Here is a 16,578-nt window from a genome sequence, read left to right as displayed (position 1 = left end):
ATATCGGACTGGATAATTTGTATATGACTTTGAAAAAGCTTTTTCGCCATGATATTGATACTTTCTGACCCAATATTGAAGTATACTTTTGTTCACGCCAATCTGTTTTGCAATTCTAAGCAAGCTCTCACGGTCAATGAGGTATCGTTTTACCGCTTTGATTTTATCTTCAATTGTAAATTTAGCCAAAGAAAAGCACCTCCAAATGTTAGACTGTGTCTAATATTTGGGGTGCACTTCAGCCTTGGGAGGTTTTTTATTGTTCACAGCTTGTCAACACTTCTCTTTTAATCAAAACAAGGATTCGTGGTAACATAAGCATACATACCTCGAAAAAAAGGAGAAAGAACGTGAAAAAAAATCTACTTGTTTTCATGAGTCTCGTTGCGAGTCTCTTCATTCTAACAGCTTGCTCTAATATGGCAAAAGAACAAAAAACAGATTCGGCTTTCCTTCCAACGATCAATGAACGAATTCAAAATGAAACGAAAGAGATCATGGAGCAATCTAAGCTTGTGAAAGACACATCTGTCACCGTTGATCAAAAGAAAAAAGTCATTTCTTTAACCGTGACTGCTTCTTCTGATACAAATAGTGATTACGCTGAAGTGATCGGTTTAAACTTTGCCAAAACGCTGGCCATTGGTGCAGCGACTGAAAAAGAAAACAATCTGCATAAACCCGAAAATGACAGCCTCGGAGCCCTTTACTCCTTTTATGATCTACGTATCACCGTGAAACAGGAAAGCGGCAAGGTGTTGGCAAAAGGAAAGAAAGCAACAAATGAAACAAAAATCACCTGGACAAGAAATTAATATCTTGAAAAGAAATCCAATTAGTAATATTGTATTGGATCTTAAATCAATAATTCTATTACAAATCAGAGGAAAGTATCATAATAAGAACGAAAGAATTTTTTGCTCCTGAAGGCAAAGAGATCAACATTAAAAACATCAAGGAGCTTAAACTGAAATTTGGAGATGTGACAACTGACGACTACATGAATTGTAAAGACGTGACATTCACAGTAAAAGTAAAATAAAACTTTTTCATTCATGCCCTTGAAATATAAGGGCTTTTTTTGTCTTCCCTCCTCCCTCAAATGATTTTTCTCACCACTAAAAAACACTTTTATCAGATTGTAGACTTTGTCTACAATCTGTACCACTTCCTATATGGAAGTGGTTTTCAATCTTATTTCTCACGTTTGGTCCAAACAATCCAAATACGATGACTAGTACAAGAATAATCGCCACCCAAGTAGTCAAGCCCATATGATCACCGCTTTTATATCAAAAAATAATGCTGGTAAAAGATCCAAGAAATAACTGTCTTAGCACTAAAACCTTCTCTATATTCATGTGGATGTCCTAAACAAATGAAACAGATTAATTTTTCGATAAAATCACTTTCTTTCAATTTTCCCAAACCGTACCCCGTTTTCGTCCTTCCACTCCGTCAACCCATTAGCATGTCCACCTACAACAAAAGCAGCTGCATAAGATGGACTTTTAAAAAGGACATTCTCCTGCAGAATTCCGTTCTGATCGATCTGCACCTGTTTTCTTTTCTGTTTAACGCCACTTGGTATACTTTCAGAATCGATCGTTTCAATCATACTCCCCTTCAGTACTACAAATCCTTCATTTGTTTGTTCACAAGTGGCTTCAATTGTTTTACCGCTTTTACTACTTTTTCTTCTCAGATAAAAGATACTATTTGTGTTTTCATCTGCATTTACTTGTTCTTCATCTGATGAGCTTGTCTGACTCAGTTTCTCAAAAACTTTATGTCCAAGTGCTCCCATAACGAGTTGTGCGTATTCAATAAACTCTTCCAGCTCGCTCTGTTTCTCTTCAGTAATATTACCTATCGTTGGTTCATTACCGTTCTTCACTTTATAACGTTCAGCTACTTTTGCCATGTTACAGAATCGACTCTCAAGATAGCTGATCTCAGTTGGTCCAAATGAATTATTTGTAGTCGTAAATACTACAGCTTCCGTCCAATAATCTTTTTCAGGGCTACGCTTATGCTCTATTAGACGATTAAGAACGCCTTCTCCATTTTTTCTTACTCCAGCTTGGCCAACATATACAATGTCCTCACCGTTATCCTCCGATGTTCCGAAAAGAAAATAAACTCCAGTCTGTGAAAGATCATCTCTGTCACGACACTTTTCAATTTCAGTTCTAGGTATCCTATAAGCCAAACCAGTCCAGTTCGCCAACGTACATTTTATCCTACCATTTGCTTTGCCATCAATTAAAAATAAATTAATACTTTTTCCTCTAGTTATACATTTCACCCCATTTATTTAAAATAGCAAAAAATAGTCGTTTAAATTATTGCATCTAATAACAAAGTAGTTGATATACCAAGAAAAAATATAGTTATGATTTATCGAAGCAGGGTGACAGCTTTTGGGTTGGTCGTTCTTCTAATTGGGTGACTGAGTATTGATTTCAATGTTTCCCGGAAGGCGATGTTTGAAAATGTATCTGATGACAATATCCATCAATCAGTTTCCCTCCTGCTAGATTCTTGTCCATAGGTATGCATTTTTTGATTTGTTTTTTTATTGTTCATTCGTTTTTCATACCTGCTCAGATAACTGACATTCAAGTTATCTGGAACAGAACTAAGACGCTTTTTCAGGATATTTTCAATTATGTACATCCTTTTGGTTATATCCTGAAATTCAGCTGCAATGTCTTCAGCTTTTTCTTTATCTCGTAAGCCCCTGCTTTTACTCCGCACATATGCGAACTCTTTATATAAAGGTGTCCTGATTTTCCTGGCTTCTTTTAATAGCAAGATTAACGACCAGGTTGAATATAGCATCAACTCAGGGGTCGATTTCCTCAGATCTGCTGGATCTACACTTTGATGTGTCTCCTGGATTCTACGACCATCCATTTGGACCTGATCCCTACTGAAATCCATTACACAAAAATCACAAAAATAATGGTCCTTTTCTGGGTGTAATCGAGATCCACAATACGGACATGTGTACCTCATGAACGACCTCCTAAAACCTTATTTTAGATAACTTTAACCAAATTCAATTATAATAAATTTGTACATTTATTGATAGTTTTTTTGTTTTTTCTTACCAAAAAAAGCTCCCTATTCAGGAGCCTTTCTGTTAAGATAATTTATTTTAAAACATCAGTTATTATTGTAGATTCTGTTAATTTTTTTACTCTCAGATTTCGCTAATGTTAATTTAAAAATTCTTTTTTCTGTTTTCACAGCAGATCTAATCCATTCATTAGTGTAATTTTTGAGCATGAAATTTTCCAATTCCTCTGTCAGCTCGATCTTTGTATTAATACCTGGTTTATATAATTGCCTGAACCTAACAACAATATCTTCATGAATAACAAACCTTTAGCTCACAATTTCGTAAGAATAATCTCCAAGTTCTATTCTCTCTAACATTTTTTTGATGACATCACGAATTATTAGAGAATGGAAGTTATCAACCCGGTTCTCACTGCTCTACCTACTCTGTTAACGGAGTCGAGTTCTTTATGTAGTTTTTTAAAATCCAAATTATTAAGATACACCATGCATCTTTTTACCCCTGCTTCTCTTTATTAACAATTCAAGTTTATCACGTTTAAAAAACAGTGTGGACAGCATTTCATGCTGCACACATTACCAACCACCCACAAATTTATATTGGTTAGGAGGTGTATACTTGTACGCTATTGTCACTTGCTCATGGATTACCTTAGACTCACACCCCTGTTCAAATTATTAAAGGAGTGAGTACTGAATGAAAAATGATGAAAATAGACAAAAAAGAAGCTTCTCAAAAGTTCGGGGAACTAATGAAAAGCTTCTAATATGTTTAATTGGCACCAAAATGAGTGTGACTGGCGGATAAACCCTTATCAATCAAGGGTTTAAATCCGTTATTACATCATTCCACCCATTCCACCCATTCCGCCCATATCCGGCATTCCGCCGCCTGAGCCGCCTTCTTCTGGTTTGTCAGCGACTACTGCTTCAGTTGTCAGAAGCATTGCTGCAACAGAAGCTGCGTTTTGAAGTGCAGAGCGAGTTACTTTTGTTGGGTCTACGATCCCTTTTTCGATCATGTTTACCCATTCGTTTGTTGCTGCGTTGAAGCCTACACCAATTTCTTCGTTTTTCAAGCGCTCAACGATGACTGATCCTTCAAGTCCAGCGTTGTGAGCGATTTGACGGATTGGCTCTTCAAGTGAACGTAGAACGATGTTCACACCTGTTTGGACGTCACCATCAGCTGCAATTGAAGCGACTTTGTTGTATACATTCACAAGTGCTGTACCACCACCGGATACGATCCCTTCTTCAACTGCTGCACGGGTTGAGTTCAGTGCATCCTCGATGCGTAGTTTACGCTCTTTTAGTTCTGTTTCAGTTGCAGCACCAACTTTGATGACAGCGACGCCGCCAGCTAGTTTTGCAAGACGTTCTTGTAATTTTTCTTTATCGAATTCAGAAGTTGTTTCTTCTACTTGCACACGGATTTGGTTCACACGTGCTGCGATTTGAGGAGAATCTCCTGAGCCTTCAACGATTGTTGTGTTTTCTTTTGTCACAACAACTTTAGACGCACGGCCAAGCTGACCGATTTCAGTTGATTTCAGATCAAGTCCTAGGTCTTCTGTGATTAATTCTCCGCCAGTTAGTACAGAGATGTCTTCAAGCATCGCTTTACGACGATCACCGAATCCAGGTGCTTTCACTGCCACTGCGTTGAATGTACCACGAAGTTTGTTCACAACAAGTGTTGCAAGTGCTTCGCCTTCCACATCCTCAGCAATGATCAATAATGGTTTACCTTGTTGTACCACTTGCTCAAGTACAGGCAGGATTTCTTGAATGTTTGTGATCTTTTTGTCTGTGATTAAGATGTAAGGATTTTCAAGAACTGCTTCCATCTTATCAGAATCAGTCACCATGTATGGTGAAGCGTATCCGCGGTCAAATTGCATACCTTCAACCACTTCAAGCTCAGTCGTGAATCCTTTAGATTCTTCAATTGTAATCACACCGTCGTTCCCTACACGCTCCATTGCTTCAGCGATCAGGCTTCCTACTTCTTCATCTGCTGAAGAAATTGACGCAACTTGGGCAATTGATTCTTTGCCTTCGATTGGTTTAGAAATCTCGTGCAAGCTTTCAAGTGCTACTTTAACTGCTTCTTCGATCCCTTTACGAACGCCAACAGGGTTTGCACCAGCTGTTACGTTTTTCAAGCCTTCACGGATCATTGCTTGAGCAAGAACCGTTGCAGTTGTTGTACCGTCACCAGCTACGTCATTTGTTTTGCTTGCCACTTCAGCAACAAGTTTTGCACCCATGTTTTCAAATGCATCTTCTAATTCGATTTCTTTTGCAATCGTTACACCATCATTAGTGATAAGTGGTGAACCGAATTTTTTCTCAAGAACCACGTTACGTCCTTTAGGTCCTAAAGTTACTTTTACAGCATCTGCAAGTGCATCTACACCACGTAACATCGCACGGCGTGCTTCTTCACTGAACTTAATATCTTTTGCCATAATAACGAAACCTCCTCAGTCTTTTTAGAAATGTATCTCAATGTTTTTTCTGTGATTACCCAATAACAGCTAAAATGTCGCTTTCACGAAGGATTAAATATTCTTTTCCCTCATATTTCACTTCAGTGCCTGCATATTTTGAGAAGATAATGCGGTCGCCTGTATTGACTTCTAACGCAACCCGCTCACCACTTTCAAGTACACGACCTGAACCTGCTGCCACAATTTTACCTTCTTGCGGTTTTTCTTTTGCAGAATCCGGTAAGACAATACCGCTAGCGGTTTTTTCCTCAGATTCAACGAGTTCAATAATTACGCGATCGCCTAATGGCTTTAACATAAGAAACAACCTCCTCATTTTTTATATGTAGTCTTCTTTTAGCACTCATCACCAACGAGTGCTAACACATTTATTATAATAAAGAATGTCTTCTGCAATTTCAAGTAAAACCTTTAAAAATTTTTACTCTTTCATGATCTTTTTGCATCACGGATTCTTTCATTTTTATCGAAAAAGAAGACTTGTGTTACAATAAATCTAGTTCTTTTAGTAAAGGGGTTTTCATTACTTGAAAAAACAATATTGGTACATCATCTTAACTTATATATTGGTGCAGGTTTCTGCGATTCCTTATGTGTTGATTATGAAATGGTTAGGATTCATTCAGACACCGATAACAAAAGCGGAGCTCTCACAATTGTCAGGAACTTGGACAATCATCAGCTTCTGTATTGGGTTAATCATCATTTTGCTCATCCTTCGAACAGTACCAAAAGCTTCACTTCGGAATGAAGCACCGGTTTCAGCCGGCTCTGCCATCGCCTGGATCATTGGCGGTTTCTTTCTTTCCCTCTTTGCGCAATCGATTGCAGGCGTGATTGAACAATATGCGTTTGGCATTGGACGTGAGTCAGAAAATACACAAGCTATTTTATCCATTATGGATGCCGTTCCTTGGCTTGTGATCGTTGTCGCCCTGATTGGACCGATATTAGAGGAAATCATTTTCCGAAAAATCATTTTTGGTGTGATCTATGAAAAGACAAATTTCTTCATTGGGGCACTTGTCAGTTCATTGGTTTTTGCTGCTGTGCACACTGATTTTGCCCATTTATTGCTCTATACAACGATGGGCTTTACCTTTGCCTTTTTATATGTGAAAACAAAACGAATCATTGTTCCAATCGGCGCACATATGCTGATGAACTCGCTCGTCATTCTTGTGCAGATTGAGCCAGTGAAAAAAATGATTGAAGAACAATCTCAAACAATGCAAATGATTATTGGAGGCTTTTTCTCATGAGAAACCCTGTCGTATGGGGCATTATTTATTTTGCCATAGGTGTGGCGTTCACCTATATGGCCATTCAAAATCCAGGTGACATGTGGTCATTTTACAGCATTTTGTTGATGGTGTTTGCGGCCTATAATATCAATATCGCGTTTAAAATGTTTGCTTTCTCAGTCAAACTGAAAAAACAACAGCAAAAATAAATCAAAAACCATTTTCCGCCGCTTGTAAAATGGTTTTTTATGCAGGACATATTTTTATGGAAAAGGAAAAACTCAGTTTCATGAACGAGCAGCATGAAACGATTGCCGACCGGTCTGATGTACATTCTCAAGGCTTTGGCATGAAACATTTCATTTTTGGCTTTTAAAAAAGGAAGATGACACAGTCTATTTCCATTTTCAGCTAAGAAGTCCCGCAAAAAAGGATTTTCCTTCTCTGCTTGATATCATAGCAGCACGCCATCTTCTCGCAAAATGAACAGCCTTCTGATGGCATGCATGAGAGAGGTGAAAGAAGAGCTCGGTCTCTCCATCTCTTTTAATGACCTTACCTTTACAGGTGTGATAAAGGATGAAATGCATATGCCTTCGTTCATCGACCGTGAGTTTTGCCCTGTGTATCTTTATCTCAATCAAGAAGAGCAGATGAACGTTCATTTACAGAAAGAAGAAGTCGCTGGTCTTTACAGAGCAAGGCTAATTGATGCAGGCAGCTTTTAACAGGGGAATGTGAAAAAATTCAGGTGGAGGAATTTGACGTTGATGAAGCCGGAGAACGACGTGAGGAAAGCAGAGAAGTAGATGTACATGATTTCGTTCCGCAGGAGCCTGCATATTTCAAGCATCAATTTCTTCGATCCATCAATTCCTTTCACAATAAAAAGCATCGTGATCACATGTTGAATCACGATGCTTTTTTATGAGACATAATGACTGTCTTTCTCCTCTGTTTGCTGCATTTTGCGATAGGTCACTCTTGAAATGGCAATACTCACTTCATACAATACGAGCATTGGCAAAGTAACCATGAGGTGAGAAACAAGCTCTGGCGGTGTAATGAGTGCGGCAATGATAATGAGGACAAAATAGGCATACTTGCGTATTTTCGATAAAAACATCGGTGTGATAATGCCCAGTCTTGTGAGAAACATCAACACAACTGGCATCTGAAACAAAAAACCAAATGGAAGTGTTAACTGCATCAGAAATGTAAAATACTCATGAATTCCAATCACTTGCTCCACATGTAAATCATTCGACATTCGCATCATAAAATCGACGACAAACGGAAACAAAATAAAATAAGAGAAAGACACACCGCTCAAAAATAATAGCAGTGCAATTGGAATGTAAGCAAGTGTCACCTTTCTTTCTTTTTCATATAAACCAGGACTTATAAACGCCCAGAGCTGATATAAAATAACGGGACACGTCAAAACCAAAGCAATGACAAATGCGAACTGCATAAACACGTACAATGGATCCGTGAGCTTAAATGCATTCAATGTCAGTGTTGCCGCTTCATCAGTATTTTGCAAATACACAATGACCGGCTTAGCGAGAAAAAAACCTGCCACCATAAAGGTGACAAAAAACATTACAATAATCACTAAACGTTTTCGCAGTTCCACAATATGCTCCATAAGCGGCATATCTTTGACATTCATGAAGCTCATCCTATTCTACTGATCTTCTTTTTTCTTTTTTTCTTCCTGATCATCAGCTAAACCTTTTGTAGCATTTTTGAATTCACGTAATGTATCTCCTGCTGCTCTTCCTAATTGAGGAAGCTTTTTCGGCCCAAAAATAATGAGCGCGACAATCGCAATCAGAACCAAACTACCAGGACCGATCGGACCCATTTGCTCCACCCCCTTTACCCCTTTTTCAGTCCTCCTGTGTAACAGAGTAATGCTTTAAGAAATAAACAAGAGACTGAAGTTCAACCGCCAAATCTATATGATGAATTCGAATGTGTTCCGGCACATTCAATCGAGCCGGCGTAAAGTTAAGGATTCCTTTGATGCCAAGGGCAATCAAACGATCTGTAATGGACTGAGCTACTACGGCAGGTACTGTCAAAATCGCAACAGGAATATCCCCTACCTCTTGAACATGCTCTTCAAGCTTATCCAAATCATAGACAGGCACGCCGCCTATCTCACTTCCTATTTTACTCTCATTGACGTCAAAAGCCATTGAAATTTTTGTGTTATTATTTTTTATGAAATTATAGTGTAAAAAAGCAGTCCCTAAATTCCCGACACCGATGAGCATGACATTCGTCATTTCATCTTGGTCAAGGGTCTTTCTGAAGAAGGTCAACAAGTAATCGACATTATAGCCATACCCTTTTTTCCCAAGTGCGCCAAAGTACGAAAAATCTCGGCGAATGGTTGCAGAATCCACTTTGACTGCATCACTAAGCTCTGCGGATGACACCCTTTGTTTTCCTGATGCATGTAGATTTTTTAAAAAACGGTAGTAAAGCGGCAAACGTTTGGCTGTTGCTTGTGGAATTTTTGACTGGTCTATATTCATATAAGATCCTCCAACTTAAATATCAGATGCTCTGTGAAAATCACCGTTTTTCCCGCCTGTCTTTTCAACTAGATAGGTAGGACCGATGATCATGCCTTTATCGATCGCTTTGCACATGTCGTAAACGGTCAGTGCACATACTGAAGCAGAAGTGAGCGCTTCCATCTCCACACCCGTACTTCCTGTTGTTTTCACCTGTACTTGGATGTTTAGAATGTGCGCATTTCCATCTTCCTCCCAATCAAAGGAGATATCAACGTCTTTTAGTGCAAGCGGATGACACATTGGAATGATGTTGGATGTTTGCTTTGCTGCCATAATGCCAGCAACCTGTGCGACAGACAGCACATCCCCTTTTCCAATGTCACGATGTTGTATTTTCTGAAACACTTCTTTTATCATTCGAACGCTTGAAGCAGCAACGGCGGTTCTCACTGTAGACGATTTGTCACTAATGTCGACCATCTTCGCCCTTCCTTGTTCGTTAAAGTGGCTAAATTGACTCATCTTTTAACGCTCCCTCACTCAAATCATACACTATTTTTTCCTATCTGTCTTTCATTTGACTATGGCAATCGTATGTAGGATTTGCCGGTTTACTGCTGATAAGCTACACTTAACATATTATAGCAGAGGTGAAGTTACATGATGATTCTACAAGTGAATCAGCTGTCCAAATCGTTTGGCGCTGATACCGTTTTAACGAATATAAAATTGGAAGTCAAAGCAAAGGATCGTATTGCCATTGTCGGTCGTAACGGAGCAGGCAAATCCACACTTTTGAAAATCATTGCCGGTCAAATGACTTACGAACAAGGTGAGATCATCAAACCGAAAGGCCTATCGATCGGATATTTAGCACAGCATACCGATGTGACGTCTATACGTACGTTAAAAGACGAACTGCTATCGGTTTTTGATCATTTAAAAGAAATGGAACAAGAGATGAGATCCATTGAGGAAAAAATGGCTTCTTCCACAGGGTCAGAGCTAGATTCCCTAATGAAAACCTATGACAGGCTGCAGCAGGCTTTTAAAGATCAAGGCGGCTATCAATATGAAGCAGATGTGCGCTCCATTCTTCATGGGCTCGGCTTTAGTCATTTTGAAGATCACACAACCGTCCAATCCTTAAGCGGCGGCCAGAAAACCCGTCTAGCGCTTGGAAAGCTATTATTGATGAAACCAGAACTCTTAATTCTGGATGAGCCGACCAACCATCTAGATATTGATAGCTTATCATGGCTTGAGCAGTATTTGCAAAATTATACAGGAGCCATTCTCATCATTTCCCATGACCGATATTTCTTAGACAAAGTCGTGAACCATGTCTATGAAGTGTCAAGAACAGCGATGAAAAAGTTTGCAGGGAACTATAGTAAGTATCTTGAGCTAAAAGCTGAGCAGCTAGAGCGTGATATGAAGCTGTACGAAAAGCAGCAAGAAGAAATCTCAAAACTCCAGGATTTCGTGGATCGCAACCTAGCAAGAGCCTCGACTACAAAGCGGGCTCAAAGCAGACGGAAACAGCTAGAGCGAATGGATCTTTTAGATAAACCATTAGGAGATGAAAAATCAGCTAGCTTTCATTTTGATATTACAAGACAAAGCGGTAATGATGTGCTAAAGGTACATGATCTCGATATAAGTTATGATGAAAAAACGCCGCTCCTATCCTCTCTTTCTTTTCATATCAAACGTGGGGATAGCGTTGCACTCATCGGCCCTAACGGCATCGGGAAATCAACTCTTTTAAAAACTTTAATGAATACATTAAAGCCTGTAAAAGGCGACATCAGCTTTGGCTCTCATGTCACGATCGGCTACTATGACCAAGAACAAGCCAAATTGACATCCTCTAAGAAAGTATTAAATGAGCTTTGGGATGATTATCCACATATGAACGAAAAAGAAATCCGGACGTGTTTAGGGAATTTTCTTTTCTCCGGTGATGACGTCTTAAAGCCTGTTCATGCATTGAGTGGTGGAGAAAAAGCACGCCTTGCGCTGGCCAAGCTAATGCTGCAAAAAGCCAATTTCCTCATTCTCGATGAACCTACTAACCATCTTGACTTAGATAGTAAGGGAATTTTAGAGAATGCACTGATTGATTATCCAGGAACTATTTTATTTGTCTCGCATGACCGGTATTTTATCAACCGGCTGGCAACAAAAGTACTCGAATTATCTCCAACTGAAACAAAAGAGTATCTCGGTGACTACGACTACTACCTTCAAAAGAAAAACGAGCAATTAGAGCTTGAAGCGCTCCAAAATCATGAACCGCATAAAAAACATGCAGCAAAGCCAGTTGAAACAGCAAAGCTTTCTTATGCGGAAGAAAAAGAGCTGAAAAAGAAAGAAAGACAAAAACAACGCAGAATCGAAGAAATTGAAGATCGGATCGCCGTCATCGAAGACAAGCTCGGTGAAAATGAACAACTTTTATGTGATCCTACTATTTTCCAAGATCACGAGAAGGTTCACGCCATTCAAACAGAAAATGATGCGCTCAATCAAGAGCATGAATCACTTTTTGCTGAGTGGGAAGACCTATCAGAATCTTAAAGAGTGCCCTAGCTGGTACTCTTTTTTTAATTGAAACTTCATTACCCACAATGATATCCACAATAACTTCTTGATTATTCTTGTGCGCATTAGATTTATCCCCTTTATCCACAGAATTTTAATCACATATCCACATAAAAGATCACATTTATACACATTCTCTTCATTTTAAAACAAAATTTTCTAACAATTGTGGATATATAACGTTTACATGTGAATAATCGCTTTCATTTGAACTAAAAAAACCCCTGTATATCCACAGGAGTCTTCATTCATATGAGGCGAGCGGTAATCCGGGCTGACCGTTCATCGCCATATCGCCTCTTATTCCTTTTTCAAATGCAATGGTTCCCGCAGCAGCAATCATGGCTGCATTGTCTGTACAAAGAGACAATGGTGGAATAGTGACATTCACTTCAGGCAGCTTCACAAATGCTGAAGTTAAGGCTTCTCTGAGTCCTTTATTGGCAGCGACTCCCCCAGCTAAAACTACCTGCTTCACACCATAGGCCTCAGCCGCTTTTAATGTCTTTCCAACAAGCACCTCAATGACGCTTTCTTGAAAACTTGCAGCCAAGTCCTCAGGAGCAATCGTTTCTCCCTTTTGGGACGCATTGTGTAAAGTGTTGATCACAGCTGATTTTAAACCACTGAAGCTAAAATGATAGGAGCCTTCTTCAAGCCATGCTCGAGGAAGCTTGATCGTCGGCTCACCTTCATGTGCTAATCGATCAATATGAGGCCCACCTGGATACGGAAGACCCATCGTCCGAGCCACTTTGTCATAGGCTTCTCCAGCCGCATCATCCAATGTTTCTCCGATGACCTCAAAAGACCCATGCTCTTTCATCAAAACAAGCTCAGTATGTCCGCCAGAGGCGACAAGAGCTAAACATGGAAACAGCAGCTTACCAACGAGCTGGTTCGCATAAATGTGTCCAGCAATATGATGAACCCCTACGAGAGGAATTTGATGAGCAAAGCTCAGTGCCTTAGCTGCATTAACACCAATCAGAAGTGCTCCGACTAAGCCCGGTCCTTCTGTGACGGCAATGGCATTGACATCCTTAAAGCTCATATTGGCCTGTGCCATCACTTCTTCTAGTACGATAGTGACTTGCTCCACATGATTCCTTGAAGCGATTTCTGGCACAACACCTCCAAATCGTTTATGACTTTCTATTTGTGAGGCGACAACATTAGCTACGATTTCTTCCCCATTTTTCACGATGGACGCAGCTGTTTCGTCACAGCTTGTTTCTATTCCTAATACGAATCGATCTTTTTGTTCACTCATTTATATTCACCCACATAACTAATGCATCTTCCCCATTATCTGTATAATAATTCTTTCGAATAGAAGCTGGTCTGAAACCAAACTTTTCATAAAGGGATTGTGCTGGTGTATTAGAAACCCGCACCTCTAATGAAAGATGATCTGTCTTTTTTTCTTTGCAAAATCTCATGACATATCGAAGCAATGCTTCCCCATAGCCTTTTCCTCTATGCTCAGGCAGAATCGCAATATTCGTAATCTGTGCATCTTCCATGACAATCCACACCCCGCAATACCCTACAGGTTGCTTATCTTCCTCTATGAGAAAATAATGGCTGTATTGATTATGGAGAATCTCATAGATAAACGATTCTTTTTTCCAAGGTACTGTAAACGAATGCACTTCGATCGTATACACCTGTGGTATGTCCTCTACCGTCATTCTTCGAATCTCTACATTGTTGAGATTATTTTTGTCCTTCAAGCCACTTCACTTCCGCTTCTGCCAAACGAATATAGTTAGGGACCAGCTGATGTATATCTTCACCAAGACGATCTGTCCCTAAAAACGCAAGCACTGAAGGTCTTGGGTTATGAAATGCTCCGTCCGCCAAAACAACGGTTTCTCCTAAAATGGAGCGAATGTTGTCTTGATGAAGCTGAACATCATGTCCAAGAAATAAGACAGGCTTTCCTGCCTGCTTCAGCTCATGAAGCCAATCCGTGAGCAGAATATTTTGATCTGGTTTGACCTCTTTGATCTTTCCTTGTTCAAACGTATATAGCCCAGTATAAACTTGTCCTCTTCTCGCATCAAATATAGGAGAAATCCATCCACCGAAATATTGGGCATTTGCCGCCAAAGTTTCTAAGCTCGAAACAGCGGATAATGGAATAGAAAGCGTCCATGCAAGTGTTTTTGCAATAGTCACACCAATTCTAACGCCAGTATAGGAACCAGGTCCTTTTGCAACAACAATTTTGCTTAATTCGCTCGGTGCTACACCGCATTCTTTCATCAGTGCTTCAACTGTTGGCATCGCTCGGACTGAATGATTTTTTTTTAAGTACGTAATACTTTCTCCAATCACTGTGTCATCTCGGACAAGTGCAATTCCTAATGTATGGTTTGACGTATCAATCGCCAGTATGGTCAAATTCTTTCATCTCCTTACAAAGGGTTTCATAGCGCTTCCCTTTTGCATAAAACGTGAGATGACGTTCTTCTTCACGTTCTGTTCTCAGCATTTCGATTTTTAAATATGATGAAGGCAATTGCGGCTCAATGAGATGTGCCCATTCAACCAAGCATACACCTTCTCCCTCAAAATATTCTTCCAGACCGATATCTTCTTCAACATCTTCCATGCGGTACACGTCCATATGATAAAGTGGCAGTCTACCATCACTATATTCTTTAATAATCGTAAAAGTGGGGCTGTTGACGATACGGGTAATACCTAAACCTTCCGCAAAACCTTTTGAAAAAGTGGTTTTGCCTGCGCCTAAATCTCCTTCTAAAGTCAATACATCGCCTTGCATCACAAGCTTAGCCAAAGCAGCGGCAATTCGTTTCGTCTCATCCGCACCTTTTGTCGTCCAAGTTAACTGCACGTTGATGTCACCTCATTTCTTAAAATGATTATATCCTTTTTTCATTAACATTGTTTGTTGATCATTTTCTTTTAAAATGACGCTGGCTGCTTGATCATGTTTGACTTGTCCAATGCGAGTAACCTGAATTTCTTTTTCTTTACATTGTTTTTCGAAATTTTCCCAATCTATCTCTGGAATTGTGCCAGTTAAAACAAAGTCCTCTCCACCAAATAGTACCCATTCAAGCCACTCCTTGCGTAACAGCGGCAAATCAGCGTGTACTGGGAGCTTATCAGCCTCAATTTCTAATGTCACATGGCTGGCTTCTGCTATCTCGTTCAGCTCACTAGCTAACCCATCACTCACATCATTCAAGGTCACCCGCTGGAAGCTTGAGCAAATGTGTCCAGCAGCAATGTGGGGCTGAGGCATTTTGTGACATTCAAGAAAAAAAGCGGGATCGACCGACATTACTGGATCTACTTCGTGCAATAAGAGTGACAGTCCAGCAGCTGATGAACCAAGCTCACCTGTGACAAAGACGACATCTCCTGTCTGAGCACTGTGACGATAACAAGCTGTTCCCTTTGGAACCTCGCCAATAACAGTCACCGTAATGACAAAGTCACTGCGGGTGGCTACCGTATCCCCACCGATTAAATCCATATGATATGTATCAGCTAAAGCTTTCATTCCCTCGTAAAGAGCAGTCACGATCGCCTCATCACCATGAGGCGGGATCGCTATTGATACAAGATAAAATTTTGGTGTTCCTCCCATTGCTGCTATATCACTGACATTGACCGCCAGCGCCTTAAAACCGACCTCAAAGGGTGTGGAAAAATCAAAACGAAAATGAACGTGCTCCACCATGGTATCAATACAAACGACCTCTTCACAATGTGAATGAAGTTGATAAACACTTGCATCATCACCGATGCCCATGACCAAAGAATGTTGATGTGTTTCTTTTGGTGTAATCCGGCGAATAAGATCAAATTCATCCATAATAGACAGCCCCTTCATACAATCAATTGATTAAAGTAGACATGATAGATATGAGAAACAGTTAGTACTAGTGTAGCGAATATGAGCCTCATTTCCAACTAAAAATCTATAAAGAAAGCCTGGTTTTTTTACCAGGGTGTGTTGAAGTCATCTATCTTTTCTTTTCACTTATAGTGTAGCAAAAACAAGATATTTCATCGCATCAGATACTTGTTGAAAGAAAAAGCATAAAAAAAAACGAAACTATACGTTTTCGTTTACAAGTCATAAAAATGGCGGTCCGGACGGGACTCGAACCCGCGACCTCCTGCGTGACAGGCAGGCATTCTAACCAACTGAACTACCGGACCATTTTGGTTGCGGGGGCAGGATTTGAACCTGCGACCTTCGGGTTATGAGCCCGACGAGCTACCGAACTGCTCCACCCCGCGACGATATGAAAATAAAAAGCTTGGCGGCGTCCTACTCTCACAGGGGGAACCCCCCAACTACCATCGGCGCTGAAGAGCTTAACTTCCGTGTTCGGTATGGGAACGGGTGTGACCTCTTCGCTATCGCCACCAAACCTGATGGAGAGAATGTTCTCTCAAAACTAGATAACAACGTTCATGCTTCACATTAGAATATAGGTTAAGTCCTCGATCTATTAGTATCTGTCAGCTCCACGTGTCACCACGCTTCCACCTCAGACCTATCAACCTGATCATCTTTCAGGGATCTTACTTCCTTGCGGA

At 40.1% G+C, this 16,578-nt stretch carries 19 protein-coding genes, 2 tRNA genes and 2 rRNA genes; 5 read left to right on the top strand and 18 right to left on the bottom strand.

Translation table 11 applies throughout. The features are described from left to right. Positions 1-189 (bottom strand): transposase (locus WAX46_RS14015; protein WP_336493159.1); only part of this gene is annotated, 189 nt, incomplete at its 3' end. Between the two features lie 161 nt (positions 190-350). Between WAX46_RS14015 and WAX46_RS14010 the strand changes: the two genes are divergently transcribed. Then, complete coding sequence (locus WAX46_RS14010) at positions 351-815, top strand: hypothetical protein (protein WP_336494228.1); 465 nt, start codon at positions 351-353, stop codon at positions 813-815. 590 nt (positions 816-1,405) lie between these two features. Here the strand turns inward: WAX46_RS14010 and WAX46_RS14005 are convergent. From WAX46_RS14005 to groES, 4 genes are all read right to left on the bottom strand, one after another. After that, entirely contained in the window at positions 1,406-2,230 is an 825-nt protein-coding gene (locus WAX46_RS14005; protein WP_264188781.1) for a GIY-YIG nuclease family protein, read from the bottom strand. A gap of 287 nt (positions 2,231-2,517) precedes the next feature. After that, positions 2,518-2,919, bottom strand: coding sequence for a hypothetical protein (locus WAX46_RS14000; RefSeq protein WP_336494227.1), 402 nt, complete (start codon positions 2,917-2,919; stop codon positions 2,518-2,520). Between the two features lie 1,007 nt (positions 2,920-3,926). After that, entirely contained in the window at positions 3,927-5,561 is a 1,635-nt protein-coding gene (groL, locus tag WAX46_RS13995) for a chaperonin GroEL (protein ID WP_226569859.1), read from the bottom strand. A 55-nt stretch (positions 5,562-5,616) separates the two neighbouring features. Then, complete coding sequence (gene groES, locus WAX46_RS13990) at positions 5,617-5,901, bottom strand: co-chaperone GroES (RefSeq protein ID WP_003214120.1); 285 nt, start codon at positions 5,899-5,901, stop codon at positions 5,617-5,619. 229 nt (positions 5,902-6,130) lie between these two features. Between groES and WAX46_RS13985 the strand changes: the two genes are divergently transcribed. The 3 genes from WAX46_RS13985 to WAX46_RS13975 all read left to right on the top strand — a co-directional run bounded on the left by WAX46_RS13985 (position 6,131) and on the right by WAX46_RS13975 (position 7,575). Beyond that, positions 6,131-6,865 (top strand): CPBP family intramembrane glutamic endopeptidase, encoded by a 735-nt coding sequence (locus WAX46_RS13985; RefSeq protein ID WP_226569857.1) that lies wholly within the window; start codon positions 6,131-6,133, stop codon positions 6,863-6,865. Beyond that, entirely contained in the window at positions 6,862-7,056 is a 195-nt protein-coding gene (locus WAX46_RS13980) for a YdiK family protein (protein WP_226569855.1), read from the top strand. Before WAX46_RS13985 ends, WAX46_RS13980 begins: the two co-directional genes overlap by 4 nt. Positions 7,057-7,344: 288 nt before the next feature. Beyond that, entirely contained in the window at positions 7,345-7,575 is a 231-nt protein-coding gene (locus tag WAX46_RS13975; protein WP_336494226.1) for an NUDIX domain-containing protein, read from the top strand. A 197-nt stretch (positions 7,576-7,772) separates the two neighbouring features. Here WAX46_RS13975 and tatC read toward each other — a convergent pair whose 3' ends face one another. The 4 genes from tatC to moaC are packed head-to-tail and all read right to left on the bottom strand — an operon-like array spanning position 7,773 to position 9,903. Next, on the bottom strand, positions 7,773-8,522 hold the full coding sequence (gene tatC, locus WAX46_RS13970) for a twin-arginine translocase subunit TatC (protein WP_376776468.1): 750 nt from the start codon (positions 8,520-8,522) through the stop codon (positions 7,773-7,775). Between the two features lie 15 nt (positions 8,523-8,537). Beyond that, positions 8,538-8,717 (bottom strand): twin-arginine translocase TatA/TatE family subunit, encoded by a 180-nt coding sequence (locus WAX46_RS13965; protein WP_099727425.1) that lies wholly within the window; start codon positions 8,715-8,717, stop codon positions 8,538-8,540. A gap of 25 nt (positions 8,718-8,742) precedes the next feature. After that, positions 8,743-9,396, bottom strand: coding sequence for a redox-sensing transcriptional repressor Rex (locus tag WAX46_RS13960; protein WP_226569848.1), 654 nt, complete (start codon positions 9,394-9,396; stop codon positions 8,743-8,745). 15 nt (positions 9,397-9,411) lie between these two features. Next, positions 9,412-9,903, bottom strand: a complete 492-nt coding sequence (gene moaC, locus WAX46_RS13955; RefSeq protein WP_226569846.1) for a cyclic pyranopterin monophosphate synthase MoaC — start codon at positions 9,901-9,903, stop codon at positions 9,412-9,414. 138 nt (positions 9,904-10,041) lie between these two features. On the opposite strand from moaC, the gene WAX46_RS13950 reads away from it, so the two are divergent. Then, entirely contained in the window at positions 10,042-11,964 is a 1,923-nt protein-coding gene (locus tag WAX46_RS13950) for an ABC-F family ATP-binding cassette domain-containing protein (RefSeq protein ID WP_336494225.1), read from the top strand. A gap of 268 nt (positions 11,965-12,232) precedes the next feature. Here WAX46_RS13950 and tsaD read toward each other — a convergent pair whose 3' ends face one another. The 9 genes from tsaD to WAX46_RS13905 form a co-directional block, all read right to left on the bottom strand. Then, positions 12,233-13,261, bottom strand: coding sequence for a tRNA (adenosine(37)-N6)-threonylcarbamoyltransferase complex transferase subunit TsaD (tsaD, locus tag WAX46_RS13945; protein WP_226569842.1), 1,029 nt, complete (start codon positions 13,259-13,261; stop codon positions 12,233-12,235). After that, entirely contained in the window at positions 13,254-13,724 is a 471-nt protein-coding gene (rimI, locus tag WAX46_RS13940) for a ribosomal protein S18-alanine N-acetyltransferase (RefSeq protein WP_264188779.1), read from the bottom strand. Before rimI ends, tsaD begins: the two co-directional genes overlap by 8 nt. Continuing rightward, positions 13,708-14,397 carry a tRNA (adenosine(37)-N6)-threonylcarbamoyltransferase complex dimerization subunit type 1 TsaB gene (tsaB, locus tag WAX46_RS13935; protein WP_226569839.1) on the bottom strand — a complete coding sequence of 230 codons (690 nt, stop codon included), beginning with the start codon at positions 14,395-14,397 and terminating at the stop codon, positions 13,708-13,710. Before tsaB ends, rimI begins: the two co-directional genes overlap by 17 nt. Next, entirely contained in the window at positions 14,378-14,854 is a 477-nt protein-coding gene (tsaE, locus tag WAX46_RS13930) for a tRNA (adenosine(37)-N6)-threonylcarbamoyltransferase complex ATPase subunit type 1 TsaE (protein ID WP_226569837.1), read from the bottom strand. Before tsaE ends, tsaB begins: the two co-directional genes overlap by 20 nt. Before the next feature lie 12 nt (positions 14,855-14,866). After that, positions 14,867-15,844 carry a thiamine-phosphate kinase gene (thiL, locus tag WAX46_RS13925; protein ID WP_226569835.1) on the bottom strand — a complete coding sequence of 326 codons (978 nt, stop codon included), beginning with the start codon at positions 15,842-15,844 and terminating at the stop codon, positions 14,867-14,869. A 273-nt stretch (positions 15,845-16,117) separates the two neighbouring features. Then, positions 16,118-16,194: transfer RNA gene (locus WAX46_RS13920), tRNA-Asp, on the bottom strand. Positions 16,195-16,198: 4 nt separating this feature from the next. Next, a tRNA-Met gene (locus WAX46_RS13915) sits at positions 16,199-16,275 on the bottom strand. Between the two features lie 18 nt (positions 16,276-16,293). Further along, a 5S ribosomal RNA gene (gene rrf, locus WAX46_RS13910) occupies positions 16,294-16,409 on the bottom strand. A 61-nt stretch (positions 16,410-16,470) separates the two neighbouring features. Then, positions 16,471-16,578: ribosomal RNA gene (locus WAX46_RS13905) — 23S ribosomal RNA — on the bottom strand; the annotation flags it as partial.

The organism is Bacillus sp. FJAT-53060, from assembly GCF_037104745.1.
GTDB lineage: Bacteria > Bacillota > Bacilli > Bacillales > Bacillaceae > Bacillus > Bacillus stratosphericus_B.
Note: the sequence above shows the minus strand (reverse complement) of the source record. Positions and strands in the feature narration are given on the sequence as shown.